This is a genomic window from Pseudoalteromonas sp. Z9A5 (assembly GCF_011378875.1).
Classification (GTDB): domain Bacteria; phylum Pseudomonadota; class Gammaproteobacteria; order Enterobacterales; family Alteromonadaceae; genus Pseudoalteromonas.
Window position 1 is genome coordinate 1 of the sequence record NZ_WTLC01000012.1, and the last position, 26645, is coordinate 26645.

Consider the following 26645-nt stretch of genomic DNA (forward strand, 5'->3'; position numbering starts at 1 on the left):
ATGCACGAAGAGCGAACCCAAAAAGAGATAAAGAAAAAGGACGATTAAAATGCGGCCTGAATCCAATTATCTCTTAATGTCTAACCTATGAGCAAGGCTTAATTGAGTATAAAGTTGTTACTGCCTTTAATTTACGTAACTTTAATTTATGAGTTCGAGTGCTTGATCAAACTTAACCGGTTTACTAAATAAAAAGCCTTGGTACTTATCAATATGTAGACTTTCTAACACTGTTAACTGAGCTGTGTTTTCTACGCCTTCAGCTATAACTTGGCAACCTATCATATGCGACATTTTAGTTACCGCAGATACAATGCTTTTATCCTTCGAGCACTCACAAATATTATCAATGTAAGATTTATCTATTTTAATGTAATCAACAGATAGCTCTTTTAAAACCGATATAGAAGAAAACCCAGTACCAAAATCATCGATAGAAATACGCACACCGGTATTTTTTATCTCGGTAATCACTTTTGATAAATACGGTAAGTTTTTGATCATTACTGTTTCAGTTATTTCTAAATGCACATTGTTTGGTTGAACAGCGTACGTATTTAGTAAACCGACTAGGAGCTCTAAAAAGTTATGGTTTTCAAGCTGCAATACCGACACATTTATTGATAATCCAATATTACTATTTACTGCATTTAACTTACTTAAACTCGCAATAGCTTGTTCGAGTACAAACTCACCCAATAAATTAATTTTTCCATATCGCTCTGCAATATCAATAAATTCTGACGGTGGAATAAATTCATCATTAAACTGCCATCGAAGCAGCACTTCAAACGTGGTAATTTCATTTTTGGTTATATCAACAATGGGTTGATAACAAAGATGAAAATCACCTTTTTCTACGCATTCTTTAATTGAGCTACGAAGCACTTCTTCTCGTTTAAGGGATTCATGCATTCGCTCGTCAAATACAGATATTTCATTACGACTTTTTTTACCTTCATACATAGCAACATCAGCGTATTTAATTGCTTGCGATAAATCAAAGTCCTCTCGAGTAAAATACAACCCAACTTTAAAAGAGGGTTTTACTTGGTAATTATCCATAATAACAGGCTGCGTCAGCATATCGACTAGCCTGGAAACACATTCAAATAACTCTTTTTGTGTATGATTACGTGAATAAAAGATAAATTCATCTCCGCCCCATCGACAGACAATAAAATCATTCTTTTTCTCTGAATTAACTAATCGACGACCGGTTTCTGCAAGTACAAAATCACCAAACTCATGACCAAATTTATCATTAATGACTTTAAAATCATCCATGTCTAAAAACAAAACGGCTTTAAGATCGTTATTTTTATTGGCTAAATCGAGTTCAACATTAGAAACAAAGCTACCACGGTTAAATAACTTAGTGAGGTTATCTTTTTGTTCTAAAAGAATGACTTGCTCTGTACGAAGTTGCACTTCTTTTTCTAGATTTTCAATAAATTCATCTAACTTAAGTTCGTTATTAATTGATGACGTTACGTCTTTTGCGGTACGCGTTGCAGTAACAAAACACAAAATAAACCATAGCACGAGACCCAAAACGCCTAAAATATTTTCATCGCTAATAGGCTGTAACAACAATAAAATACTAAAAGGGACAAGCAAACACGTTATGTAGGATATAGAAGAACGAATATCTGATGCTAATACATTAACGCCGCCACCAGCAAGAGAGCTAAATACAACAAGAGATACAAACTTTTCTTGCATCGGCATTTGTTCAAAAAATAAAATAGGAAAAGCAGCCCACGTAATACCGGTGAGCAATACGCCAAAAAAGTAGAGGTTATATTTTATATTATTGTTATTACTAACATAAACATGGTTTGCGATACGCAGTAACGATATGAACGTTAACGTAAAAAACCAATTAAGCTTTCCTTGAGAAAAACTGTGGTTTATACCACTAAAAACAACAAAACAAGACACAATAGTATTTATAATAATTGCAGAATTAAAATATGAGCCAACAAAAGCTAAACGCTTGTTTATAAAGTTATTTGTGTTTATTGTCATTAGTTTTACTTAAATAGCGATTTTAAGGACGATAGTTTACTTAAATTAAATTATTAAAAATAGCTCTACGAAGGTTTAACACTAAATATTCATCTAGTATTTCTTCGTATGTATAAATTAACATATTAAACTGTATGCTTTTAAAGCAAGTTTATTTAAAAATTACAACTTTGAAATAAACCTATAACCATTATAGAAATAAATACCTATAAAGCTAAAAAACAAATCAATAAAAGGGCGAGAACGATAATGAAGAAATCCTTATATGCGACTCTAATAACGCAACTAACGTACTTTATTTAAAAGTAAAATAACCCTTTTATAAAATGAATAACATAAACAAGTAAAACGAAAAAGGGCTGACAAATTGCCAACCCTCTTTAAAATAATAACTAAACTTGTTTATTTATCATCAACAATTATGCGGAGCATACGACGAAGTGGCTCTGCCGCTCCCCATAAAAGCTGATCGCCTACTGTAAATGCGCTAATGTATTTTGGTCCCATCGCTAATTTACGGATACGACCAACTGGAATGCTTAAAGTACCTGTTACTTTAACTGGCGTTAAATCTGTTGCGCTAATTTCGCGCTCATTTGGAATTACTTTTACCCATTCATTATGAGACGCTAAAATTTCTTCAATTTTTTCTACGCTAATATCTTCACGTAATTTAATGGTCATCGCTTGTGAATGACAACGCATTGCTCCAATACGTACACATAAACCGTCAATAGGCACGGGTTGCTTTGAAGAGCCTAAAATTTTATTAGCTTCTACTTGCGCTTTCCATTCTTCTTTAGACTGACCACTTGGCATAGGCACGTCAATCCACGGAATTAAACTACCGGCAAGTGGCACACCAAACTGATCTTGTGGTAAATCGCTTGACGCCATTGTTTCGCTCACTATTTTATCAATTTCTAAAATAGCTGAACTTGGATTATCAATTTTGTCGGCAACACTTGCATGAATAGCGCCCATTTGTGCAATAAGCTCTTTCATATTACGCGCACCTGCGCCCGATGCCGCTTGGTAAGTCATTGGGCTTACCCACTCAATTAGGTCTTGCTCAAACAAGCCGCCTAATGCAAGTAACATTAGCGATACAGTACAGTTACCGCCCACAAATGTTTTAACGCCTTGCGCTAAACCTTGTTCAATAACATCTTTGTTTACGGGATCCAGTACTATAATGCTGTCCTGAACCATACGCAGTGCAGAAGCTGCATCAATCCAGTAACCATCCCAACCCGACTCTCTAAGTTTTGGGTATACCGCATTGGTGTAATCGCCGCCTTGGCAAGTAACAATAATATCCATTTTAGCAAGTTCGCTAATGTCGCTTGCATCAAGTAATGGTTTTGCATCGCCTGCTATATCTGGACCTAATTGACCCGCTTGTGAGGTGGTGAAAAAGGTGGTGTCGATATGGGCAAAATCATTTTGTTGCTGCATACGTTCTAATAACACAGAGCCAACCATGCCACGCCAACCGACTAATCCTACTTTTTTCATTGTTTTTTCCACTGTTTGATTCATAAAAGATGCCTTAATACATTAAAAATTAAATTCATTGCGTGAGATTTAATTTTCATTAACGTCAAAATAACACCACCAGCGCGCTAAAACTAGTGAATAAAGTAGAACTCAAATTTTTTTCATAGTCATAAAAAACCCTGTATTAAATACAGGGTTAACGGTGGGTTTATTCATCCCTTACGAGGGGTATTACATTAAAGTAAACGCTTAAAACTCATAGCTATAACTTAAACTAAACTCAGTGCCGGTATCTTGTCCCCAAAGGGTAAGACCTTCTTGTTCAATTTCTTTTTCTTGGCCAAGCATATTCTTAACTTTAAAGTTAACTTTAGAATTAAAGTTAGGGAAGTAAGAATAAACTAAATCAACTGAGTGGAATGGTTTTTCTTCTGCATCTTCATTGCCACGCGTACCGGGTACAATTATACGAGGACCAAACACGTTATATATTAATGACGTAGAATGAAAACCATCAACCGAGTCATAGCCCATTTGTAAGTTTGCAACCCACTCAGAGTGACCAACTAAACGGCGTTCATTATTGGTAACAATGTTAGACACTGTATCGGCCTCTAGTGCATCTTTAAGCTGCGTTTCAAACAACGAATCAACACCGTCTGAATCATTAATACCTAAATTAACACTTGAATCAGATAGTGTAACGTTGCCTGACAAAAATGCTGAAGACCAATCTTTATTTATAAAGCCAAAGTCAGTTAAAAAGTCAACTTCAATACCCGACAACTTACCCGACTCAGCATTTGCTGTTAATAGTTGAGGCGAAGCCCCGCCTACACCCGCAAGTTCAACCATCTCAATTGGGTTTTCTATGTCTTTATAAAATAACGCAACTGAGAAGTTATTTCCTGATGGCATATACCATTCAAACCTAAAATCAACATTTTTAAGTTTTGAGCTTTGCAAGGTTGGAGAACCACGCACTAAAAACTCAGTTAACGGATCAACAAAGAAGGAAGTACTTACATCACGTAAATCAGGACGAATTGTTGTTTCACTTAAATTTAAGCGAAATTGCATTTCTTCATCCATGATGTACGTTACAGCTAAAGAAGGAAAAAAGTTATCTTCATTAATAGCTACATCTTGGATTTCTTGTAGCGTATTTTCAAAAAAGTCTGTATGCGCTTCATAACCGACTGATACTTGTGAAAAATCTTCCCAACGCACGCCACCGGTAAAACGCCATGTGTTTTCATAAAAGTAATCAGCCATAAAGTAATAAGCATCTAATTTATGCGCTGCACTGTACTTATCACCATCAGTGGTGCCGTCATCAAAAATACCTGAACCAGTTGCGCTTGAATAAAACGCGTCATTTGCCGTGTTTTCATCAGCAAAAATATCACTAACGTTTGATCCAAACGAAAATTCATCACTTATACCACGATGAGTAATACCAAATTTAACATTACTTGCATCACGTTTTTTCTCTGAAAAATCCCCGCCTATTTTTAACTCAAGCTCATAGCCATCACCGTAAAAAGGCATACCCATGTTCCAGCCAAACGTTTCAACATCATCGTGCAATACTTGATACTCACGCGTAATATTAGTAGCCGCTACATCTTGCAGTTGTTCAGATTCTAATACGCCATCAACAATATTTTGCTGATAAACAACATCTAATCCACCCGGTGCATTACGGTTGGCTCGGCTTAAACCACCATACCAATCAAAAAACAGATTATTTAGTGTTGGAAAGTTATGCGTCCCTTTTAACTGAGTTGAAAACATTTCGCGTTCTTCATACGTAATATCCACTCGGCGTAATTCAGTAACACCTTCTTCTGTTTCATTTGCATCAAAGTAATCGCGGTTACGAACACGATCGCTCATGTCATGAAGTGCTATATTAGTCAGTTCAAACTTATGATTAGAGTTAAACTCATACCCTAAGTTTAATGTGCCACTCCAACGAACATTTTGTTCTGTAGATGTACCATCGTAATACTGCGCAAAACATTTGTCTTCACAGCCTAAGCTACCAAGGCCCGAACCACTTTGTTCTTGAACAACTTCCCATTCATTATCGTAAGACACTGCCGCAAGCACACCAAAAGTACCGACCTCACTTTCAAATCTATCACCTAAGGCAATAGAGAAATTCATAGCAGGGTCAACATCCTTTTCTGAAATACCTACATCCCAATCGAGCGATTGAATAAGGTCTTTACGCTCAGCTAACGTAGTGTTTATATTGCCCTCAAGACCTGCGTCACTCGCAAGTGCAGTCGTGAAAACATCAGATAATCCGCGTGAACCGTCATCTCGCCCCATCCAATCGTCATCACCGCCACTATAAAAGTAACCTGTGTCGCTATTAGACGTATTATATGATGTGCCTACTTGCACTTTAAATAGGAAATCAGATGGAATTGATTTAGTACGAATATTTACATTACCGCCGCCAAAATGCGCAGGCATATCAGGTGAAAACGATTTTTGCACACTCAAGCTTTCAATAATTTCAGATGGAAATAAATCCAAAGGCACAACCGAACGAGTAGGATCAGGGCTAGGTACAGACATACTATTTAACTGCGTACTTGAGTAGCGCTCCCCCAAACCACGAACGTAAATAAATTTACCGTCAACTAGGGTTAAGCCCGTTACACGGCGAAGTGCAGAAGCCGCATCGCCATCACCCGTACGTGAAATTTGATCAGCACCCATAATATCAGCAACGAATGCTTGATTTTGACGCTCTTGCAGTACAGCACCCGCACTGCCTTTTAGTCGCTGCCCTACAGCAACAACTTCTTCTATTTCTTGCTCTTCTACTTGCTGCTCAGCAGCCGTGGCTGTATTTACTGATAAACCAAGTAACGCAGCCATTACAGCGTAGTTTAACTTTGATAAAGCAAATGTAGATGGTTTAAAAGATTTCATTTTTATACTCCGAAACAAAACAAGACATTAGCCGAGCTTTCGCTCGGCTATAATGTAGTTAGGATTAAAGACCTACTTTTACCCAACCTGCTGTCCAGTCTGTTTGTGCATCCATTGCACCAATGTAATCTACTGTATCAAAGTAACTATCTAAGCTTGATGAATCAAAGCCATTACCAAGTAGTAACGACTCAGCAGTTGGCATATATCCATTATCTGCTAGCCCAAGGTCAGCGGCTGCTTGAACTGAATTACCTGCTTGTCCTAAGAACCAAGATTCAACATTACCTGTACCAATTGCTTGCGTACCAAAGTTATTAGCGGTTTCACACGCAACGATTGAGTGAGTAACAGTTAATGTACCGTCCTCTGCTCGCGGCGCTGAATCAGAGCCTACTCGTAAACAGTTTGAATAGTCTGCACCACCTGTAACCACTACGTTTTTAAGCATACCCGCAGTACCTGCACGTAAGCGGATACCATTTACACCCACATTACCAATAATTGTTACATTAGAGATAGTTGGCATTGTTAGTGGCGTTGCACTTGAATCAAACTCAGAGTTATCTGCTTCAATTGCATTGTCGCCCTCAGAGTCTGATTGTTTAATCAGTACATATTGCGCTTTACCCGTCCAACCGAATGACCAGTCGAGTGAATCATCACCTATGCTTGTTAAAACAAGGTGACTAATATTTGCAGTACCACCAAAAAATTCAACACCATCGTCCAGGTTTTCATGAACATGAATGTAATCAAGCTCCGTTTGACGACCAACACCCGCAAGTGTAATACCGTTAAGCTCATCGCCATTACCTAGCGTTTTACCCGCTTGCTTAACTGCAACATACTTTAATGTACCTGAATTATCTTCAGGGTCACTTCCACCAAACTGGCCTGCATCACCTTCTGCAGATACACCACAACCAGCAAGTTCTTCTGCTGTTGCTTCACCTTGTTGGTCGCCACATGAGTTAGCAGGTGCATTACCCAATAAGACTAATCCGCCCCATTGACCAATCGTCGTTTCGCCGCCTGTCATATCCTGGATTGACGTCATAGTAATTGGTTGATTTACACTGCCTACCGCTTCAATTTTAGAACCACGGCGAACAACTAAGAAGTCAGCACCCGACTCACCAATTAACGTTGTGCCAAACTGAACATAAAGTGTTGTGTTATCAGCGCGGTCATTACCAACGGCTGTACGTCCTTTTAAAATCCAATGTGCGTCGTTAGTCAGTGTTACATCAGATGTAAATACAACATCGGAGGTTAATTGATATACTGGTTTATCTGTAATTTCAGGAAAGCTAGCAGAAACATCGGTTGCAAGCCCTTGTGCTAATGCATTATCTATATCGTCAGGGAAACTAGGTGTTATGGCAACAGTCCAACCATCCATCCAGTTGTTATCGCCATCAAATGCACCAATGTAATCTGTTTTAGTAAAGAACGAATCAAGCTCAGATGCATCACCACCAGCACCTAATAAAGGTGAACCCGATTTTGGTGTAAAGCCATCTGTCGCTAAATTAAGTGCTGAAGCAGTAAGCGTTAAGTTGCCCGTTTGACCTTCAAACCAAGATTGCACATCGCCACTACCAATTGCTTGTGAGCCAAAGTTATTATCTTCGCTACATGCAACCGCTGAATTTTCAATAGACAGCTCACCCGATTCTGCATTAGCAGCTGAGTCTGACCCTACACGTAGACAATTTGAGTAACCTTCAGGACCTGTTACAACAACATTACGTAACACGCCCGCAGTACCTGCACGTAAGCGAACACCGTTAGTACCTTCAGCACCAACAATTGTTACATTAGAAATAAGGGGTTTAGTTAAAGGCGTTGCATTTGAATCAAATTCAGAGTTATCGGCTTCAATTGCGTTATCACCAGCAACTGAACTTTGTTGAATATAGATATTTTGCGCACGTCCTGTCCAACCAAATGACCAATCGAATGCATCGTCGCCAATATCAGTAAGTACAATATTACGAACATTAACTGTACCACCAAAAAACTCAACACCATCGTCTAGGTTTTGATGAATTTGAATGTATTCAACTTTTGTTTGTGAACCAACACCAGCAAATGATATACCGTTTAGCTCATCGCCATTACCTAGCGTTTTACCTGCATGTTTAACAACAATATAACGAAGAACACCTGAGTTATCATCGCTAATATCACCACCAAATTGACCAGCGTCACCTTCAGCTGATACACCACAGTTAGCTAATTCTTCAGCTGTCGTTTCACCGGTTTGATCGCCACACGAGTTAGCGGGTGCATTACCTAATAATACTAAGCCGCCCCATTGACCAATCGTTGTTTCAGCGCCTGTTACATCTTGAATAGATGTCATAGTGATTGGCGCAGTTGCATTACCATTGGCATTAATTTGTGAACCACGACGTACAACTAAAAAGTCATCACCTGTTTCACCAATTAGCGTTGTACCCGCTTGAACATATAATATAGTTGCATCTGCACGGTCATTACCAACTGCAGTACGTCCATTTAAAATCCAATGTGCATCGTTAGTAAGCGTTACATCTGCTGTGAACGTTGTATCTTCAGTTAAACGGTATACTGGTTTATCTGTAATTGCTGGAAATTCACTAGAAACATCTGATGCTAAGCCTTGTGCAAGCGCGTTATCAATATCAGTAGGGAAGCCGCCATTAATACCGACAGTCCAACCTTCCATCCAGTTAGTTGAACCATCAAAAGCACCAATTTGACCATTTTCGATAAGCGGTGAACCAGCAAGTGGCGTGTAACCGTCATCAGCAAGCATAAGTTCTGCAGGCGTAAGTACTTGGTTACCATCTTGTCCTTCAAACCAAGATTGTACATCGCCACCGTTAATTACTTCACTACCAAAATTATTTGCCGTTGTTTGACACGCCACAATAGAGTTTACAATCGTTAGTGTGCCATCTTCAGCGCGAGGAACTGAATCAGACCCTACACGTAAACAGTTTTCGTAAGTAGCAGGACCCGTTACAAATACATTTTTAAGAGCGCCCGCAGTACCAGCGCGTAGACGAATACCATTATTACCTTCTGCACCGACGATTGTTACGTTAGATATAGTAGGCAGTGTTAGTGGTGTGGCGCTTGAATCAAACTCAGAGTTATCAGCTTCAATAGCGTTATCGCCTACGTTAGCCGCTTGTTGAATGTAAACATTAGTAGCCGAACCCGTCCAACCAAAAGACCAATCAAGTGAATCATCACCAATGTTAGTCAGCACTACATTACTTACATTAACCGTACCACCAAAGAACTCGATACCGTCATCAAGGTTTTCATGAACCTGGATATAATCAACCGTAGTTGCAGAGCCAACACCGGCAAATGTAATACCATTTAACTCATCACCATTACCAAGCGTTTTACCTGCTTGCTTAACAAGTACATATTTTATAGTTCCTGAATTATCATCACTGATATTTCCACCGAACTGACCTGCATCACCTTCAGCTGACACGCCACAGTTAGCAAGTTCGTCTGCTGTTGCTTCACCTTGTTGGTCTCCACATGAGTTTGCAGGTGCATTACCAAGTAATACCAAACCACCCCATTGGCCAATTGCTGTCTCGCTATCCGTAACATCTTGAATTGATGTCATCGTAATTGGCTGGCTTGCAGTGCCTACTGATTCAATTTGTGAACCACGACGCACAACTAAAAAATCATCCCCTGACTCACCAATAATCGTTGTACCTTGCTGAATATAAAGCGTTGTACTATCTGCGCGGTCATTACCCACAGCAGTACGACCACTCAAAATCCAATGTGCATCATTAGTTAGTGAAACATCAGCAATCAATGTTGTATCAGCACTTAAGCGATACACTGGTTTATCTGTTATTGCTGGAAATTCACTTGAGACATCCGTTGCTAAGCCTTGAACAAATGCATTGTCGATATCAGTAGGGAAACCCGTAGTTGCATTTTGAGAATCATCACGCGATGATGTTTCATCTACTGTACCACTGCCACTTTCAACAACATTAGTAACTGTGTCGCCTTCATTTATTGTTGTGTCGCCTTCAGATACTACTAAGTCACCACCACAACCCGCTAAAGATACTGCAGTTGCAATCAAACTAACTTTAAATAAGTCAGATAATTTCATTGTTCACTCCGTTAAAGTATTTAATTATTTTGTTAAGTGCTTTAAATAAACTCAAGTCACCTTAAAACATTAAGTAATGCTTTAAGGTCACTTGAGTTATCAGCAGCGCCTACCTTACGGTAGCTATATGACATTACAGTTACACTTTAATAAACATAAGATGACAAAGTTATTTACATAAAATTCAAGTAGTTAATTTATTAAAAACATAAAAAAACCACACTAAAAATAGTGTGGTTTGGATTTGCGATTATGAAATTATATTTAAATGTTATTACTAAAGCTTAAAGCAGTGCCGTTCTTAATGTTTCTGCATGCACTTTCTCGCGCTTTACATATTTAATCCATTGCTGCGCTAAACGCTGTGATTTTTTATGTTTTTCTGCCTGTTCGAACGCTAAAATTGATGCATCAAAATTTTGTAAGTTGTACTGAGCCATACCCAAGGCAACAAATGCATTTGATTCAAAATCAAGTGAGCCTTTATTAAGTGCTTTACGCGCTGAGTCGGCCGCTTCCTCGTATTGCTCAGTATTAACATACACCTCAGCTAAGCGTTGGTCATACTTACCACTGGGTGATAAATCGGCTGCTTTTACAAAGTATTTTATTGATTTTTCGTCTTCTTTTGCTTGGATCATCGCCTCAGCTACAAAGGCATAGTTTTTAGCGTTTTGCTCTGCAATCCCTTTTTTAATCGTATCGCTCATAACCTGTGCGGCTTTAAATGCCAAACCGTTATATAAATACACTTGAGCTAATTGGCGTAAATCAGATTTAGTGGTTAAAAAACCTTGCTGGTAAGCCGCTTCAATAACAGCTAGCTGCTTTTTCTCCTGCCCAGTTTCGCCATACATACCCGATAACTGTACCCAGTACTCAGGTTTGTTATAAAGCTTTACCATGCGCTCAAGTACATCAACTACTTTGTCCGTTTGATTAAGCGAGTAATACATTGCACGCTGCAGCACTAACCAGTTTTCTTTAGGGATTTTGCCTTCGCTGTCGCTTAAAGCAATAACTTGAGATATGTACTGAAGCCCTTTTTTATAATCCTTTAACTGATAGTATGTTTGAGCCCTTAACAAGTAATAGCCTTCTGTTTTAGGCTTAGTGTTAATACTGTCCCAATCATCTAAAAATGCGATAACTTTGGTGTAATCGCTATTAGCCATAGCAAGCTGCGCCAAACTAAACGTTGTGCTTAAACGTAGCGTTTCAGGGATTTCTTCTTCATTAATTACTTTTTCAAATGACGCAATTGCTTTTGGCAAATCATTTTCATTGTAATAAATAAACCCATAAAAGTTATGCATCATCGCAATTTCATACGAATTCATACTCGACGCACGATCTTTAATACTATCAAGTGCTTCCAGTCCAGCTTTTGTATCGCCATCGTCAGCTAATTTTTGAGCGCGTGCTAACTGGCTATACACTTTTTCACGCAGTGCGGGCACACGTTTTGTTTTTTGTTCTGCCGCTTGTAGCGTAAAAGCATTCACGCCAGGTAATAAACTCAATGCACTTGGCACAACAATACTTGCACTTAGTGCTGCACTACAAAACAGGGTTAATTTAAATAGCTCTGCTATTGGTCGTAATTTCATAATCGCCTCTCTTTTCTAACCATTTATGTATGGGGTTAATTAATCACTGAATTAACCACTTATTTGGAAAGATATTTTGTTCTGAACGCCCGCAACTTCAACGGCTTCCCCGTTAACTACGCGTGGTTTATATTTAAATTTAAGTGCTGCATCCATCGCTGCTCTGTCGAATAACGACTCAGGTTCAGCTTTAAGTACCTGTGGGTCACGTACAGTACCTTGTTTAGTTACTGTAAACTCAACGATCACATACCCCTCTATTCCACGAGAAAGTGCACGTCTTGGGTACACAGGTGCTACCTTAACAATAGGAAGGTACTCACCGTCGCTTGTTTCAAGCGCTAACCCACCTGATAGATTTACATCCGCATCCACATTGGCACCAAAGTCAAAGTTATTTGCATTGGCATTAGCATCGCTACTTTGCATTTGCGGCGATTCCATTGGCGGTGGCGGCTCTTTAGGCGTTGGTGGTTTTTGTGGTTTACGTTCTTTTTTTTGCACGCTTTCTTCTTTTTTAAGCCTTACAAAATCAAGTACATTTCCCTTAGCGGGCTCACTCATCGCTCCATCGCCACCAGTTATAAGTGCCTGCATGCCTAAAAAAAGCATAAAGGTCACTACACCGGCTATAACTAATGCTACTAAATAACGCATTGCCTACCCTTATGCTTCTTGAGCTGCAATCGACACGTCAAACACACCTGCTGCGCGTGCTGCATCCATTACTTTTATTAAAGTATCGGTTGTTGATTTTTTATCAGCTTGAATAACAACACTACCTTGCGGGTTTTCTGCTTTTAAACGCTCAATATTGGCTTGCACTGCACGTATGTCTATTTGACGTTTATTAATCCAAATTTCACCTTTATCTGAAATCGCCACTAATATGTTTGCACGTTCTTTTTTAACAGCCGTTGCTGCTTCTGGGCGATTTACATCTATACCCGCTTCTTTTACAAACGACGCTGTAACAATAAAGAAAATAAGCATAATAAAAACAACATCTAACATAGGTGTCATGTTTATTTCTTCTGCTTCATCTTCTTGCATTAAATTACCTAAAGGGGCTCTCATTTTTATTCTCCTAAAATAAGCGGTTTTATATAGTTACCGCTTATAAAAATTATTTAGTGATCTAACACCATGCTGTCTTCAAGCAGTTCTACTTCGCGCTTAGCTTTACGTTGTAAATACGTTGAGGCAAATACCCCCGATAACGCACCCACCATACCTGCCATAGTTGGAATAGTGGCTTTAGATACACCCGATGCCATTGAGCGAGCACTCCCTGTACCTGTAATTGCCATTACATCAAATACTTCTATCATGCCCGTTACTGTGCCTAATAAACCAAGCAACGGACATAACGCCACCATCACATTAATTAGCGGTAAGTTAGCGTTGAGGCGCATACTTGCTCGCGAAATCATTGCTTGGCGTATTTGCTCAGCATTCCAACTATTACGTTCACTTCGCGCAGTCCATGTGCCCTTAACATTTTTTTTATAACCACGATAACCATTAAAAAAATAAATAAATCGCTCAAGTATCAATAACCACATCGCGAAGATTAACACCCCAATGACCAAGAGAACTTGGCCACCAGTGTCGAGAAAATCACGGATAGCATTGATTGAGTCAATCAATAGCACCATGGTTTATGCTCCTTTCTCACTTCGCTGTGCAATAATTCCCGCGCTTTGTTCTTGTAATATAAGCAGTAATCTTTTTGAGCGAGTATTGAGTAACGTGTATATAAATACGGTAGGAATCGCCACAACTAAACCCAGCACCGTAGTCACTAGTGCTTGAGAAATACCACCAGCCATTAACTTAGGATCTCCGGTACCAAACAGTGTAATAGCTTGGAATGTGTTGATCATACCGGTTACCGTACCGAGTAAACCTAATAACGGCGCGACTACCGATATAATTTTGATAAGTGTTAAGTTACGCGTAATTTTTGGCATTTCGCGTAAAATTGCTTCGCTTAATTTAAGTTCGAGTGTGTCGTAAGCTACATTTGGGTAGTCGTCTTTTACTTTCATAACACGACCCAGTGGGTTGTCATCTCGCGCTACGCTATCTTTTAACTGGCGGCGAATTTTGCCACCAACAAGTAATAACGATACAAAACGCTCAATAGCAATTAGTAGTGCCAATAAACCAACACCCAAAATAACGTAACCAACGGCACCCCCTTGATGAACTTGCTCAGCAGTATCTGGAGCTTGAACTAATAAGCCTAAAATTGAGCCGCCTGTTGGGTCTAGTGCAAACTGAATAACGCCATTTTTAGCGCTTTGTAAATCTTCGGCTGTAGCTGTATAGCGAGAAACAGGTTGACGAGTAAGCTCGCTTAGCGTGTTTGTACCAGGGTTATACTCTAAGTATTTACCCTCTGATATTAAGTTAAACGCACCTACACGTAATACTTCTTGCTCAGCTTTATTACCACCTTCCACTATTACCGTGGTATTAAAGCGGCTAACTTTACCCTGCTCAGTCATTTCGCGTTGCAACTCGTACCATACTTTTTCAATATCTTCGATTGAGGCAAGTTTTGATGTTGAACCCATTTTTTGAGCTAGGTCATCCATAAACACGCTTCGCCCTGGAATTTGCGCCGATACAACAGAAGTCGCAAATTTATTACTCGAATCACCAGCAACCTGCTGAAGTACACCAAATAATTCTTTAAGTGATCCCATACGCTTAGATAAAGTGTCGGTTAAATTAGCAAGCCTAACTTCATTTTCTTCAAACTGTGTTTCTAAGCGCTCAGACTCACTAAGCATTTGATTACGCTTTGCTTGTGTATCTTTTAGCATTTGTACCTGCTCGTTTTGACGCGAAGCAAATTCTTGCTCTCGTTGCTTATTTTGCGCACTTTGAACAGATTTACCGTCCTCAATTGTTTTAAGTAATGAATCAAGATCCATTGGTGCTGCAGCAACACTCATACCTGTAAAACTAAGAGCTATTGTCAGGCTTGCAGCAAATAAAGCCGTTTTAGTAATTTGAGTAAACAATTTCATTTTTAACCTCTTATTCTGCTGCGTGTACTGGCAGAGTTAACATATCTGGGGCAAGTTGCTTACGCGCAATGCGTAGCCCTTTATTAATTTGGCTTATAGTTGAATCAGGAAGTGCCGCAAACGTTTTAGTGTTTGTATCCCAGCTGCCTGCTTGCTTACCATCTCGTGTTAAATAAATAAGCTCTAAACGACCAATGCGTAAAAAGTCTACTTCACGCTCTTTACCACTTACTTCTAATAAAGCGGTGTACGCTTCAATTGTGCGTCCGTAATCAACCTCTACTTGATAGGCTTCTAACACACGACGAAATTTTTCACTGGAAGTAATATCAGCGCGATCCATCATCGTTTTTAAAGAGGCTAAACGTTTTGCACGCTCGTCTTGTAAAAATGGCACATCGAGTGATACAAATTGCTCAAGACCTGTAATCATGCGCATCATTAGTGGGGTTATTTGACGTTCGATTATAGAAACCTGATCCATTGACAGATTCAACGATTCCATTTCTTCTATTTGATTATTTAACTGTTTACTTAGCTGAGCGTTGTAAACAGCTAAACCGTCAATTTCTTTATTAAGGGTTTTAAATTGCTGTAAACGTCCTTGCATTGAGCCTGCAATCTTGTCTATTTTTGTTTGTGATTGCGCAGCTGATTTATTAATTTCACTGCTTTTATCAATAACCTTATCTAAATCGTTTGCGTGTACTGCTGCACTTGCGGCTACAATACCAGCTAAGATTAATGGTTTAACGCCTTTCATCGCATACACCTTTACTCGTTAATTAGCAGATTTGCTAGTTTGTTTTTTAAGGTCATAAACTTTGTAATATAAATAATTTATGACTTTAGAATTTCAATGAGCAGAAGTTTATAGGTAGATCATGACAAGGATGTTGCGCAAAAAAGTCGCTTTTATTACAGTGGTAACATTTAAGACTTACAAGGGAGTTTTAACGATAATGAGGGTACTTGTTAATCAAATACCCTTTATTGAGAGGTGGTTAGTCTAAAATTGAATTAATTTGATCAAAAGAATGCTGCCAATCAGTGTAATTAATTTCTATTGGGTACGCTTTATTATCTTTAATAAGCACTAAAGAAGGAAACCCCTGAATAGGTAATGTGCGAACAAAAGACAGCTCATCATTAAATTCATTATTAAGCTCGCTTGATGTTAGCTGCGCAGTAAACTGGGCTTTATCTAAACCAATTTGTTCAGCTAAAGTAATTAGCGTACTTTCATCTGACGGGTTTTGCGCATTTAGGTAATAAGCATTTTGAATTGCGGCAACCATTTCAGTTTCTTTATTTGATTTACGTGCAATAAGTGCAGCTCTACATGCGGGATACGTTGAGCGCCTTGGCTGGCAATCGCGCCAAAAGTTATAATTAAATTGCGTACCTAATTGAGCTGAAATTTTATGCCAAGTCCCCTCAAGCATCTCTTTCATATTTTGTGGCATTGGGTCTTGGCTATCGGGTGCCAAACCACCTACCTTATATTCAATATTCACTTTAGCCTCAAGCTGTGCCTTTAACTTAAGCCACGTTGGCGAGTAACCCCAGCACCAGCTGCACATTGGGTCATGAACATATATTAATTTACTTTGAGACATATTAATCCTTCAATTATAGACTGGGTTCAAAATGACTCTATTACGACCAGCAGCCTTAGCACTATAAAGAGCTTCATCAGCTTGTTTTAATGAATCATCATAATCAGATACTTTATTTACTTGGGCAATACCAATACTACAAGTTATTGATACATGCTTATTATCATCAGTAAACATAACATGACCAGCTACAGCCTCTCTAAATTTATTTGCCATTACAGTAGCTGCAGATACAGTGATTTGAGGTAAAATAACAACAAACTCTTCCCCTCCGTAACGTGCTTTTAAAGCAGTAGCAATAAATTGAGATTCAAGGAGTTTGGTAAACTCAATCAACACCGTATCACCAAAATCGTGACCATGAGTATCGTTTAAAGATTTAAAGTTATCTAAATCAATTAATAGTAACGAAAAAGGTAAGTATTGGTCGGGTCTAGTTTGCGCAATATGTAAAAAGTGTGAAGTAATAAAACGCCTATTTGCAATGCCTGTAAGGGGGTCGGTGTAAGCATCTTGTTTTTGCTCAAGGGTAATATCGGCAATTGCCATATGACTTTTATTTCGAAAATACTCACCAATAAATGAGAATAAAAACACCATTGAAAAAGACGCGATAAACCGTGTTTTTTCAATATCCCCATAACTTACTTGACCAAAATCAGGACCATATAAAATAATAATGCAGCAAAATAATAAAGCAAAACCTAACCAAGCACCAAACCTTACACCTAAAGATGCAAATGTAACGACGGGATAAAACATTAACCAATACAATGCGGTGTTTTCTTTACCACCTGTGTAAACAAGTGCTACAAACATCATGCACACAATACTCATACTAATTAATGCGACTATTTCAAGCTTACCCGTTTTTATAAAGTAGACAGAGCAACCAATAATTGTAATGTTAACAATGATTAACGAAATAGTCAGTATTGGGGAATAAAGCTCATAATTAAAAAACACTAATAGCGTTATCACCACAATAGATATACCTATCATGGTAAATAAAGAAAACGCTTTACGGCGTTTATCAGAGCTATACACACTGTCGATATTTATTAAATTAAGCCAATTTTGCTTGTTTAACTTTTTATTATGCATTTAGGTAGGTACTTTTGAACCAGATAATTTAGTTATTAAATTGAAGTTTGAATTCAACCTATAATCAGCTTTACTTTTATAAATAAAAGCCATGATAACAATTAATTTTACGCTTTATTTGAGCAATAAATGAATTACATTTTTAATTAATACTCAATTTGTTCTGTACTAATGAATGCTAAAAATAGAAATAATTACAATGATTACTTTGTTTAAACAATAAATCATAAACACACTTTCTATTTATATTACTTATTGTGTAGTTTTATCAAAAATTTAACTGAATGTCTTTACTAACCATACTTATACATTAATGTTTAATTAAAAATAAGATGAAAGAGCTAGAAAAAGTGATCAAAAACAATTAATTCATTAATTGTAATCCTCTTAAATATCAAACCATAAATAAGCATTAAAATAAAAGCACTCTAAATCATTCAAAACAGCCCCTCAGAAAGTACACTCTGAGCCTAGAGTATCAATCAACCTTTGAGTCTCACCACTGTTATGAAATTTATACAATCCTTCGTTAATATCTTCTAACGTATTTAGCCAATTAGGCGTAAGTTTGCTTATTGCAAAATACAGAGGGTTATACTGCAAAGGAATTGTTTCATGAGCGAGAGAGTCTAATAATGATTTTTTTTCTGAGCTACTTAACAAAGATAGTTTTACGGAAAGCTTTAATACTTGTGGATCACCAATAATTAAATCAACTCGCTTAGCTACAAGTAACTGCACTAATTGTAGGTCATCTACTGAGCTTATAATTTTAAACTCATTATTATCCATCATCGTATCAAACTCTGGGGTGTTTTGATAACCTCGTACAACACCAATTTTTTGCCCTTTAATTGATTTTAAATTTCCTGAAAAACGGTCTTCGTCACCTTTTCTTTTTAAAAAAGCAATTTCACCACCTTTAAAAGAATTTGATAAGCCAAGTAATTCTCTGCGTGTTTTTTTAGCAACATAATCTGATGGTGCCGTATCTTCAATAAAATATTCGGGCATTAAAATATCAGCTTTACCGAGTTCTACATTTCGTACAGCGCGTGCCCATGGTAAAAATTCAATGTAAACGCTATAGCCCTTACTGTTTAATAATGAAACTGCAAAATGATATACCCAACCTTTATTACATAGCTCATCACCAATGTAAGGAGGCCATTCAACAGTGGCTATATTCAGCGTGGGCATATTCGTATCAGATTTAAATAACATACCCGATTTATAACGTTGCCCCTTAACTGTTGTTTGTTCACCCTCACTATAATAACTCACTGACATATCAGCTAAGCTCATTGAAGATGCAAATAAAAAGAAAATTATCAGTGTGCGCATTGAGTTCCTCGTTTACAAAATAAATTAAGTATATTGAGTGTAGAACGAATTTTTAACTTGAATAGAAAATTAATGATTTGGAGAGGTTATAACCGCAGATTATGATAATAGGAGTAAAAATAGAGCGTTAAAAAACAGAAAAGGGTTAGCTTTTAACCCATTTCATTTTATTATTTGTATCTCGGGAGCTTATGATAGTTGAATCACTGCTTTCAACTCCACCTAACTTAGATAAGCGATCGTATAAAACAACGTTACAAGTGGCTGCTAAATTCATACAGCCTATAGTCGGGATGTATACAACTTCATCGCACCATTTCAAAACATCTTTAGGGATTGACCCATCTTCTGGACCAAATACATAAAATGCATTTTCAGGATGGTTAAATTCAGGAAGCGGAGTTGCGCCTTCAATTAGTTCAATAACCACAACAGTTGAACCTTCAGGCTTTACCAACTCTAAACTATTTGTTTCAGTTAACGGTATACGTTCAACAACATTTTTAGTATCGGTATGAAATTTTTTAGCGTTTAAGTAACGATTACCTGTAAAAAAAACCTGCTTAGCGTCGTAACATCCAGCGGCACGTAATACGCCGCCAACATTTGTCGGGCTTTTAGGGTTAATTAAACCAATACTCGCTTTTAACTTATTCATTAATCAGCGTCCTTTGTTGGCCACTCTGCAATGTATAAATCAAAATCATCTAGCTTCACATCACAGTCTTTTACTGTTTTATCTTTTACAGAAATACCTAGCTCATGCATATTAGTTTTATCGCCATTATTTAATAGCGGATGCCAAGAAGCCAAACCACGACCTTCGTGTAAACGACGGTAACTGCAGCTTTGTGGCATAAAAAAGATGTCTTTAAGGTTTTCTTTTGTAAGTTTTACGCAAGAAGGAACAAGTGTTTGGCGGTTTTCGTATTCGCTACAACCACAGGTGTTGTTATCGAGATATTGACACACAATATTAGTAAAAATTAACTGCTCGCCTTCTCGTAACTGATCGGTTGCAGTAAATTCGTCTTCATCTTCGCTATCAATAAACGTATTTAAACAACATTTTCCGCATCCATCACAAATAGCTTCCCATTCGTTTTGACTCATGTCGCTTAAGCTTTTCTTAAGCCAAAATTGTGTATTTGCTAATTGTTGATCAAACATAATTTACTCGTGCCCCCTAAAGAGCGCGCATTCTACCGTATTGCTGCAAATGGCGCAAAGCCAATACCCTTTAAAAGTACTGACTTTACGCTACAAATTAGCTTTGAGATTTAACCCAACGCTTAATTTTTTCCTCTAGGATTGGCATTGGTAATGCGCCATCAATTAATATTTGCGTATGAAACGCTTTAATATCAAATTTATTACCCAATTCTTTTTTAGAATAATCACGCAACTCTTGAATTTTAAATTGCCCTAACTTATAAGACAGCGCTTGACCAGGCCATGCTATATAACGCTCTACTTCAGCAATTACATCACTTTTGGCCATAGACGAATTTGCAAGCATATAGTCTATACCTTGTTGACGCGTCCACCCTTTGGCATGAAAACCGGTATCAAGTACCAAACGCATTGCACGTAATTGCTCGTCTGATAAACGCCCGTACCACATGTATGGGTCGGTAAATAAGCCCAATTCTTTACCTAAGCTTTCTGCATACAGTGCCCAGCCTTCAGCAAATACGGTGTAACCACCAAATTTGCGAAAATCAGGTAAGCCATCAATTTCTTGCTGTAATGCAATTTGAAAGTGATGACCAGGAGCTGCTTCGTGTATCGATAAGGTTTCGAGTAAAAACTTAGGTTGCGCTTTCAAGTTATAAGTATTGATATAAAAAATACCAGGGCGCGAACCATCAGGTGCCGGAGATGCATAAGAAGCCCCAGCAGCAGATTGTGCACGATAAGCTTCAACAGGTTTTACTATGTATGGCGCTTTTGGTGCTACATCAAACAATAAAGGCACGCGAGCATCAATTTTTTTCTTAACGTTTTCATATGCCGCAATTAACTCTTCTGGAGTGTCGTAATAAAACTCGTCTGAATCACGTAAGTGGTCAAAAAATTCAGGTAACTCACCTTTAAAGCCAACCGTTTCTTTTACTTTTTTCATTTCGCTTAAAATACGCGATACTTCACTTAAACCAATGTCGTGAATTTCGTCAGCCGATAAGCTAAGAGTGGTATTTTTTTTAATTTGGTATTCGTACCATGCTTTACCGTTTGGTAAGTCGCTGTACCCGACTGTTTCTCGGCTATTAGGTATATATTGCTTAACTAAAAACTCGCTCATACTATTATAAGCAGGTACTAAATGCTGCATAATTAATTCACGGTATTGCGCTGTAATTGTTTGTTTTTGTTGAGCAGTAAATGAATCAGGAAGGTTTTTTATCGGTCCCCAAAATAATGAATCTTCAGCTTTGGTTACAACATGTGCTTTAAACTGTGGTGCAAGCTTTTGTGCTAATGGTTTAGGTAAAACCACACCTAATTTAATACCTTCAGCCATCGAATTTTGTACGCTGGCTAGCCATTTAATAAAGCCTTCACTTCGCTTTAAAAAATTACTGTAGTCGTCAACTGATTTAAACGGTTGCGCACTTTGCCCCGTACCAAAACCTGCAAATGTATTATGCGCACCCGACATTTGATTTATGGGTAACAAATAACTAGGAAATTGCATCCCTTCGAGCTTTAAAGCTAAATCGCGGTCTAATATTTCATAACTTAAAAGAGCCTGCCCTACTAACTGCGCTTTATCAATAAATGATAAACGTTGTTGATATTTTTTATAAAAAGCAGCTTTTTTTGCACGGTTAGCTTGTGAAATTTCAGGCGTGAATTGACTGTTAAACTCGCTTCGACCATTGTAAGTTGCACTGATTGGGCTAAAGGTAAGAGATTCATCGTAATATTGTGATACTAGTACATCGAGCTGCTGCTCAGCGGAAAGTTCTGATACAACATTTGCTGAAGTACTATCTATGTTTGATTGCGAATGTGTATTAGTTTTAGAGTCTGTATTAACGCAACCACTTAAAGCAAACATAACACCGCTGGTAACAACGGCTAATTTAATTAATTTCATGGTAATCCTTTTAAAATTTACGCCCTTATTATGAGCATTAGCGCCCATTAAAGAAAGAAATTACGTTCATCGCTATTTATTTGCACTTTATTTTTAGCTTGATAGAGTTAATTAAGTCTTAACTACTTCTATAAGAAAAACAAAATGAAAAAACAATTGCTCTCAGCTTCTATCGCATTGTTGTGCTTAAACAGTTTAAATGCGCAGGCATTAACGTATATTTCTGCCAAAGCAATGCTTGATGTAGAAAATGGAAAGTTGATCCAGTCACCATTAATTACTATAGATAACGGCATAATCACTTCTATTGAACAAAATAAAAAACCGACACTCACCAAAGAAGATGAATTAATTGACTTACCACAGTTAACATTAATGCCTGGTTTAATGGATATGCACGTACATTTAACAAGTGATCCAACGGTGCCGCGCAGTGAACGCTTAGGACAATCGGTACCTAGAATGGCAATTAAAGCGGCTCATTTTGCTAAAAAAACCTTGGAAGCCGGATTTACAACAGTACGCAATGTGGGTGCTGAAGGTTATAGTGTGATTGCAGTACGTGATGGTATAAATGCAGGTGACATTGTGGGTCCTCGCATTTGGGCTGCGGGTCCATCTTTAGGTATTACAGGCGGACATTGCGATAACAATAGATTACCACCTGAACTTAAATATACTTCCAGCGGTGTAGCTGATGGTCCGTGGGCTGCGCGAATAAAAGTACGCGAAAACATTAAGTATGGTGCAAACGCTATTAAATTTTGTGCTACGGGTGGTGTGTTTTCAAAAGGCACTAAAGTAGGCGCACAACAATATTCTTTTGAAGAAATGAAAGCCATTGTTGATGAAGCCCATATGAGAGATTTACCTGTAGCTGCTCACGCACATGGTACAAGCGGTATAAAAACAGCGATTAAAGCCGGTGTAAACAGCGTAGAGCACGCGAGCTTTTTAGATGACGAAGCGATAGCGCTTGCCAAAGAGCATGGAACTTGGCTTTCTATGGATATTTATAACACCGAATACACTTTAACTTATGGCGAGCAAAACGGCGTAGATGAAGAAAACCTAAATAAAGAACGCCAAGTATCTAAAAAGCAGCGTGATAGTTTTAGCCGTGCTGTTAAAGCTGGCGTTAAAATGGTTTTTGGTACCGATGCTGCAATCTACCCACATGGCGATAATGCAAAACAGTTTTCACGCATGGTGAAATTTGGAATGAGTGAGCTACAAGCAATCCAAGCATCTACAATTAATAGCGCTAAATTATTAAAAATGGGTGAGCAGCTAGGACAAATTAAAACGGGTTTCGCTGCAGATATAATTGCAGTAAAAGGCAATCCCTTAAAAAACATTTCACTTTTAGAACAAGTGCCTTTTGTTATGAAAGCAGGTGTTGTTTACAAAGCTAACTAATAATGACTGCACAACATTAAATACAAAATAAAGACTGAGTACTTTAAAGCTCGGTCTTTATTATTTCTAAATTAACATTTTGCTTTCCCTTTCTCTGCATTTTACTTTAATTAAATGTTAAATAACTTGGTTAGATGTTATAAAATCTCGCGAATCGCTTAAATACCAATCAAACAGTTCTAATTTATTAAAATAATTGAACTTTTCCATTCACTTTAAAAACAATAACCATTATCATTCGCGTAAAGTTATTAAATGCGAATACGTATCACCTCATGAAAAAATTTAAATACTCATTAATTACCTTAGCTTGCTTAAATGCACATGCAGCTATTGCAGCAACAACTGTAGAAGATGACATAGAGCGCATTAGCGTATACGAAAAACAAAACCGTGTTGTGATGAGCTCAGGATTAGCAACTAAATCAAACATGTCTCTTATGGAAACACCTGCACCGGTTGTAATAATAGACCGTGAACTAATTGAATCTCAAGGTGTTGATAGCTTACAAGATTTAGTAAGAAACGTGAGTGGCTTAACTCAAGCTGGTAATAACTACGGTATTGGTGATAATTTAGTAATTCGTGGTTTAGATGCTAACTACACATACGATGGTATGTACGGTGGTGCTGGTTTAGGCAATACATTTAACCCTACCCGTTCTTTAACTAATGTTGAGTCGGTTGAAGTATTAAAAGGTCCTGCTACCGGTTTATACGGGATTGGTAGTGCTGGTGGTGTAATAAACTTAATAGAAAAAAAACCAGAGTTTGAAGAAAAGCATAAAGTGGCAGTTGAGCTTGGTCAGTGGGATAGCTATTCATTATCGTTTGATAGCACCAACGCCATAACAGATGATTTAGCTTATCGTGTAATGGCTAAAACAGCGTCAAGTGACGGTTTTCGAGACTTAAAAGAAGATCGAGACGAGATTTATACCTCACTTAAATACGTGCTTAACGACAGACAAAACATCATGCTTTCTGCAGCATATATAAAAGATGAAATAGCTGTTGATTCTATTGGTCACCCTATTCGTATTTACAATGCCGAAACTGCAAACGGTTTAAGCGCGGGTGAAGTAACAGGTGCCGATTTAGTAAACGATCCAACAGGAAGCGGCGTACAGTTAAGTAATGCACAACGCGACCAACTTGCTAATTCATTATCTTCAACAGATGGCTTAACACCTTATAGCTTTGGCACAAATGGTATTATTTCACCAATGGCTGATGCTAACGAAGGTGAAGAGTTGCGTTTTAAATTAACGCATAACTATTACATCACTGACGATTTGTTTTTAAATCAGCAGCTACAGTACCGTAACTACACATCAAGCTTTGCTCGCCAAACAGGTGCTTATAACTACGTTTACTCTACTCGTGATGGAATTATAAATAACGATCCTCGTGCTCCTTTAGTTGAAGACGGTGTACTTTACCCGTATGCAGCACGCCGCCAAGAATACCGCCAAGTAGAAGCAGATGAAAAATCGTGGCAGTACTTTTTAGATTTACGTTATGACTTTACGTTAGGCGACGTAGATAACGAATTACTTGTTAACGCAAACTACGAAGATAGAGATATTCGTTTTAAACAGTACTCAATATGGGATCAAGATTACGTACTCACAAACGATGTTGGTGATGTAACGTACCAAGGTTCACTTCCGTATATTTACGATATAAGAGAACCAAATTGGCCAACAGGTAACTTTGAAGATTACGATCCGCTTAAAACAAGCGACTACAATAAAAAAGTACAAGCATGGGGTTTAGGCATTCAACATGTTGGTTATCTAACTGAAGAGCTTACAACGCGTATTGGTGTAGCATATAACCGAATTGAGCAAACTTACGAGCACTTTGGTGTAGATGAGCGCTATAGCTCAAGCAGTGCAGAGCCAACACCTGAAGCAAGTACATCAGATTCTGGCTTAACGTATAATCTTGGTGCAACGTATCAGCCATCTGAAGATTTATCTGTATTTGTAAATCACTCAAAAGGTCGTACAGCGTATAGTGTATTGGGATCTGTTGCGGGTAATGAAGCAGACAGAGAAGATTCTGAATCAATAAGTAACGATTTAGGTTTTAGGTTTAAAGCGTTTGATGATCAACTACTGGCTTCTGTTGTTATATTTGAAAGCTCTCGTACTAATTTAGAATACGCAAACCCGCTTTATGACGCTTTAACATCAAGCTCAGATGTACCTGAAAGCTATTATGATGGTAAAGAAGAAACAACAGGTATTGAACTTGATTTAAACGCTTACTTAAATGATAAATGGAAACTAAACGTAAACGGTATCTATCAAGATGCACGCGACAAAAGTAATCCTAATAGCAGCAGTTATGATACACGCCAAAAAGGTGTCCCTTACGTAACAGCAAGCACATGGGTAACTTACTACGCAGATATGTTTAACTTACCTGAAGCTGTGAATATTAGTGGTGGTATTACATTTGTAGATAACAGAAGTACTAATTCGAGTTCGTTCTCGATTCCAGATGGATATGTACCAAGTTACACGATATACGATACAGCTGTATCGTATACAACTGATAAATGGCATATGCAGTTAAACTTAAATAACTTGTTTAATAAAAAGTATTACTCAAAAGCTATGTTTTTAGGTGGTATGCCAGGCGAAGAGCGTAATGCAAAACTAAGTTTTAGTTACACACTTTAACTAGTTAAATACTTAAAAAGCACGGTTTTCTAATTTAGAAACCGTGCTTTTTTGTGTTTTATAAACGCTTAATTTT

At 37.9% G+C, this 26645-nt stretch carries 18 protein-coding genes; 2 read left to right on the plus strand and 16 right to left on the minus strand.

Annotated features, from left to right (window positions below; genetic code table 11):
- Positions 1–141 precede the first annotated feature (141 nt).
- The 16 genes from GQR56_RS07940 to GQR56_RS08015 all read right to left on the minus strand — a co-directional run bounded on the left by GQR56_RS07940 (position 142) and on the right by GQR56_RS08015 (position 22457).
- Positions 142–2031: a bifunctional diguanylate cyclase/phosphodiesterase gene (locus tag GQR56_RS07940; RefSeq protein ID WP_166110159.1), complete on the minus strand. Its 1890-nt coding sequence runs from the start codon at positions 2029–2031 to the stop codon at positions 142–144.
- A 402-nt stretch (positions 2032–2433) separates the two neighbouring features.
- Positions 2434–3573 (minus strand): aspartate-semialdehyde dehydrogenase, encoded by a 1140-nt coding sequence (gene asd, locus GQR56_RS07945; RefSeq protein ID WP_024609922.1) that lies wholly within the window; start codon positions 3571–3573, stop codon positions 2434–2436.
- 207 nt (positions 3574–3780) lie between these two features.
- Positions 3781–6483, minus strand: coding sequence for a TonB-dependent receptor (locus GQR56_RS07950; protein ID WP_166110162.1), 2703 nt, complete (start codon positions 6481–6483; stop codon positions 3781–3783).
- A 64-nt stretch (positions 6484–6547) separates the two neighbouring features.
- Positions 6548–10636 carry a hypothetical protein gene (locus GQR56_RS07955; RefSeq protein WP_166110165.1) on the minus strand — a complete coding sequence of 1363 codons (4089 nt, stop codon included), beginning with the start codon at positions 10634–10636 and terminating at the stop codon, positions 6548–6550.
- Between the two features lie 284 nt (positions 10637–10920).
- On the minus strand, positions 10921–12246 hold the full coding sequence (locus GQR56_RS07960; protein ID WP_166110168.1) for a hypothetical protein: 1326 nt from the start codon (positions 12244–12246) through the stop codon (positions 10921–10923).
- Positions 12247–12297: 51 nt separating this feature from the next.
- Positions 12298–12903, minus strand: coding sequence for an energy transducer TonB (locus GQR56_RS07965; RefSeq protein ID WP_166110171.1), 606 nt, complete (start codon positions 12901–12903; stop codon positions 12298–12300).
- A gap of 9 nt (positions 12904–12912) precedes the next feature.
- Positions 12913–13323, minus strand: a complete 411-nt coding sequence (locus GQR56_RS07970; RefSeq protein WP_007377599.1) for a biopolymer transporter ExbD — start codon at positions 13321–13323, stop codon at positions 12913–12915.
- Between the two features lie 53 nt (positions 13324–13376).
- Positions 13377–13904 (minus strand): MotA/TolQ/ExbB proton channel family protein, encoded by a 528-nt coding sequence (locus tag GQR56_RS07975; RefSeq protein ID WP_024611119.1) that lies wholly within the window; start codon positions 13902–13904, stop codon positions 13377–13379.
- A gap of 3 nt (positions 13905–13907) precedes the next feature.
- Positions 13908–15287: a MotA/TolQ/ExbB proton channel family protein gene (locus GQR56_RS07980; RefSeq protein WP_166110174.1), complete on the minus strand. Its 1380-nt coding sequence runs from the start codon at positions 15285–15287 to the stop codon at positions 13908–13910.
- A 10-nt stretch (positions 15288–15297) separates the two neighbouring features.
- The gene (locus tag GQR56_RS07985) at positions 15298–16050 is read right to left on the minus strand and encodes a DUF3450 domain-containing protein (RefSeq protein WP_166110177.1); all 753 of its coding nucleotides are present in this window, start codon (positions 16048–16050) and stop codon (positions 15298–15300) included.
- Positions 16051–16291: 241 nt separating this feature from the next.
- Positions 16292–16906 carry a DsbA family protein gene (locus tag GQR56_RS07990; RefSeq protein ID WP_024611116.1) on the minus strand — a complete coding sequence of 205 codons (615 nt, stop codon included), beginning with the start codon at positions 16904–16906 and terminating at the stop codon, positions 16292–16294.
- A gap of 9 nt (positions 16907–16915) precedes the next feature.
- Positions 16916–18010 (minus strand): GGDEF domain-containing protein, encoded by a 1095-nt coding sequence (locus GQR56_RS07995; protein WP_166110180.1) that lies wholly within the window; start codon positions 18008–18010, stop codon positions 16916–16918.
- Positions 18011–18460: 450 nt separating this feature from the next.
- Entirely contained in the window at positions 18461–19354 is an 894-nt protein-coding gene (locus GQR56_RS08000) for a transporter substrate-binding domain-containing protein (protein ID WP_166110183.1), read from the minus strand.
- 145 nt (positions 19355–19499) lie between these two features.
- Complete coding sequence (locus GQR56_RS08005) at positions 19500–20012, minus strand: RNA methyltransferase (protein WP_166110186.1); 513 nt, start codon at positions 20010–20012, stop codon at positions 19500–19502.
- Complete coding sequence (locus GQR56_RS08010) at positions 20012–20524, minus strand: YcgN family cysteine cluster protein (RefSeq protein ID WP_024611112.1); 513 nt, start codon at positions 20522–20524, stop codon at positions 20012–20014. The genes GQR56_RS08005 and GQR56_RS08010 overlap by 1 nt, the downstream gene beginning before the upstream one ends.
- Before the next feature lie 97 nt (positions 20525–20621).
- Positions 20622–22457, minus strand: a complete 1836-nt coding sequence (locus GQR56_RS08015; RefSeq protein WP_166110189.1) for a DUF885 domain-containing protein — start codon at positions 22455–22457, stop codon at positions 20622–20624.
- A gap of 144 nt (positions 22458–22601) precedes the next feature.
- On the opposite strand from GQR56_RS08015, the gene GQR56_RS08020 reads away from it, so the two are divergent.
- Positions 22602–23876: an amidohydrolase family protein gene (locus tag GQR56_RS08020; RefSeq protein WP_166110192.1), complete on the plus strand. Its 1275-nt coding sequence runs from the start codon at positions 22602–22604 to the stop codon at positions 23874–23876.
- Between the two features lie 275 nt (positions 23877–24151).
- Entirely contained in the window at positions 24152–26569 is a 2418-nt protein-coding gene (locus tag GQR56_RS08025; RefSeq protein ID WP_166110195.1) for a TonB-dependent receptor, read from the plus strand.
- Positions 26570–26645: the final 76 nt, after the last annotated feature.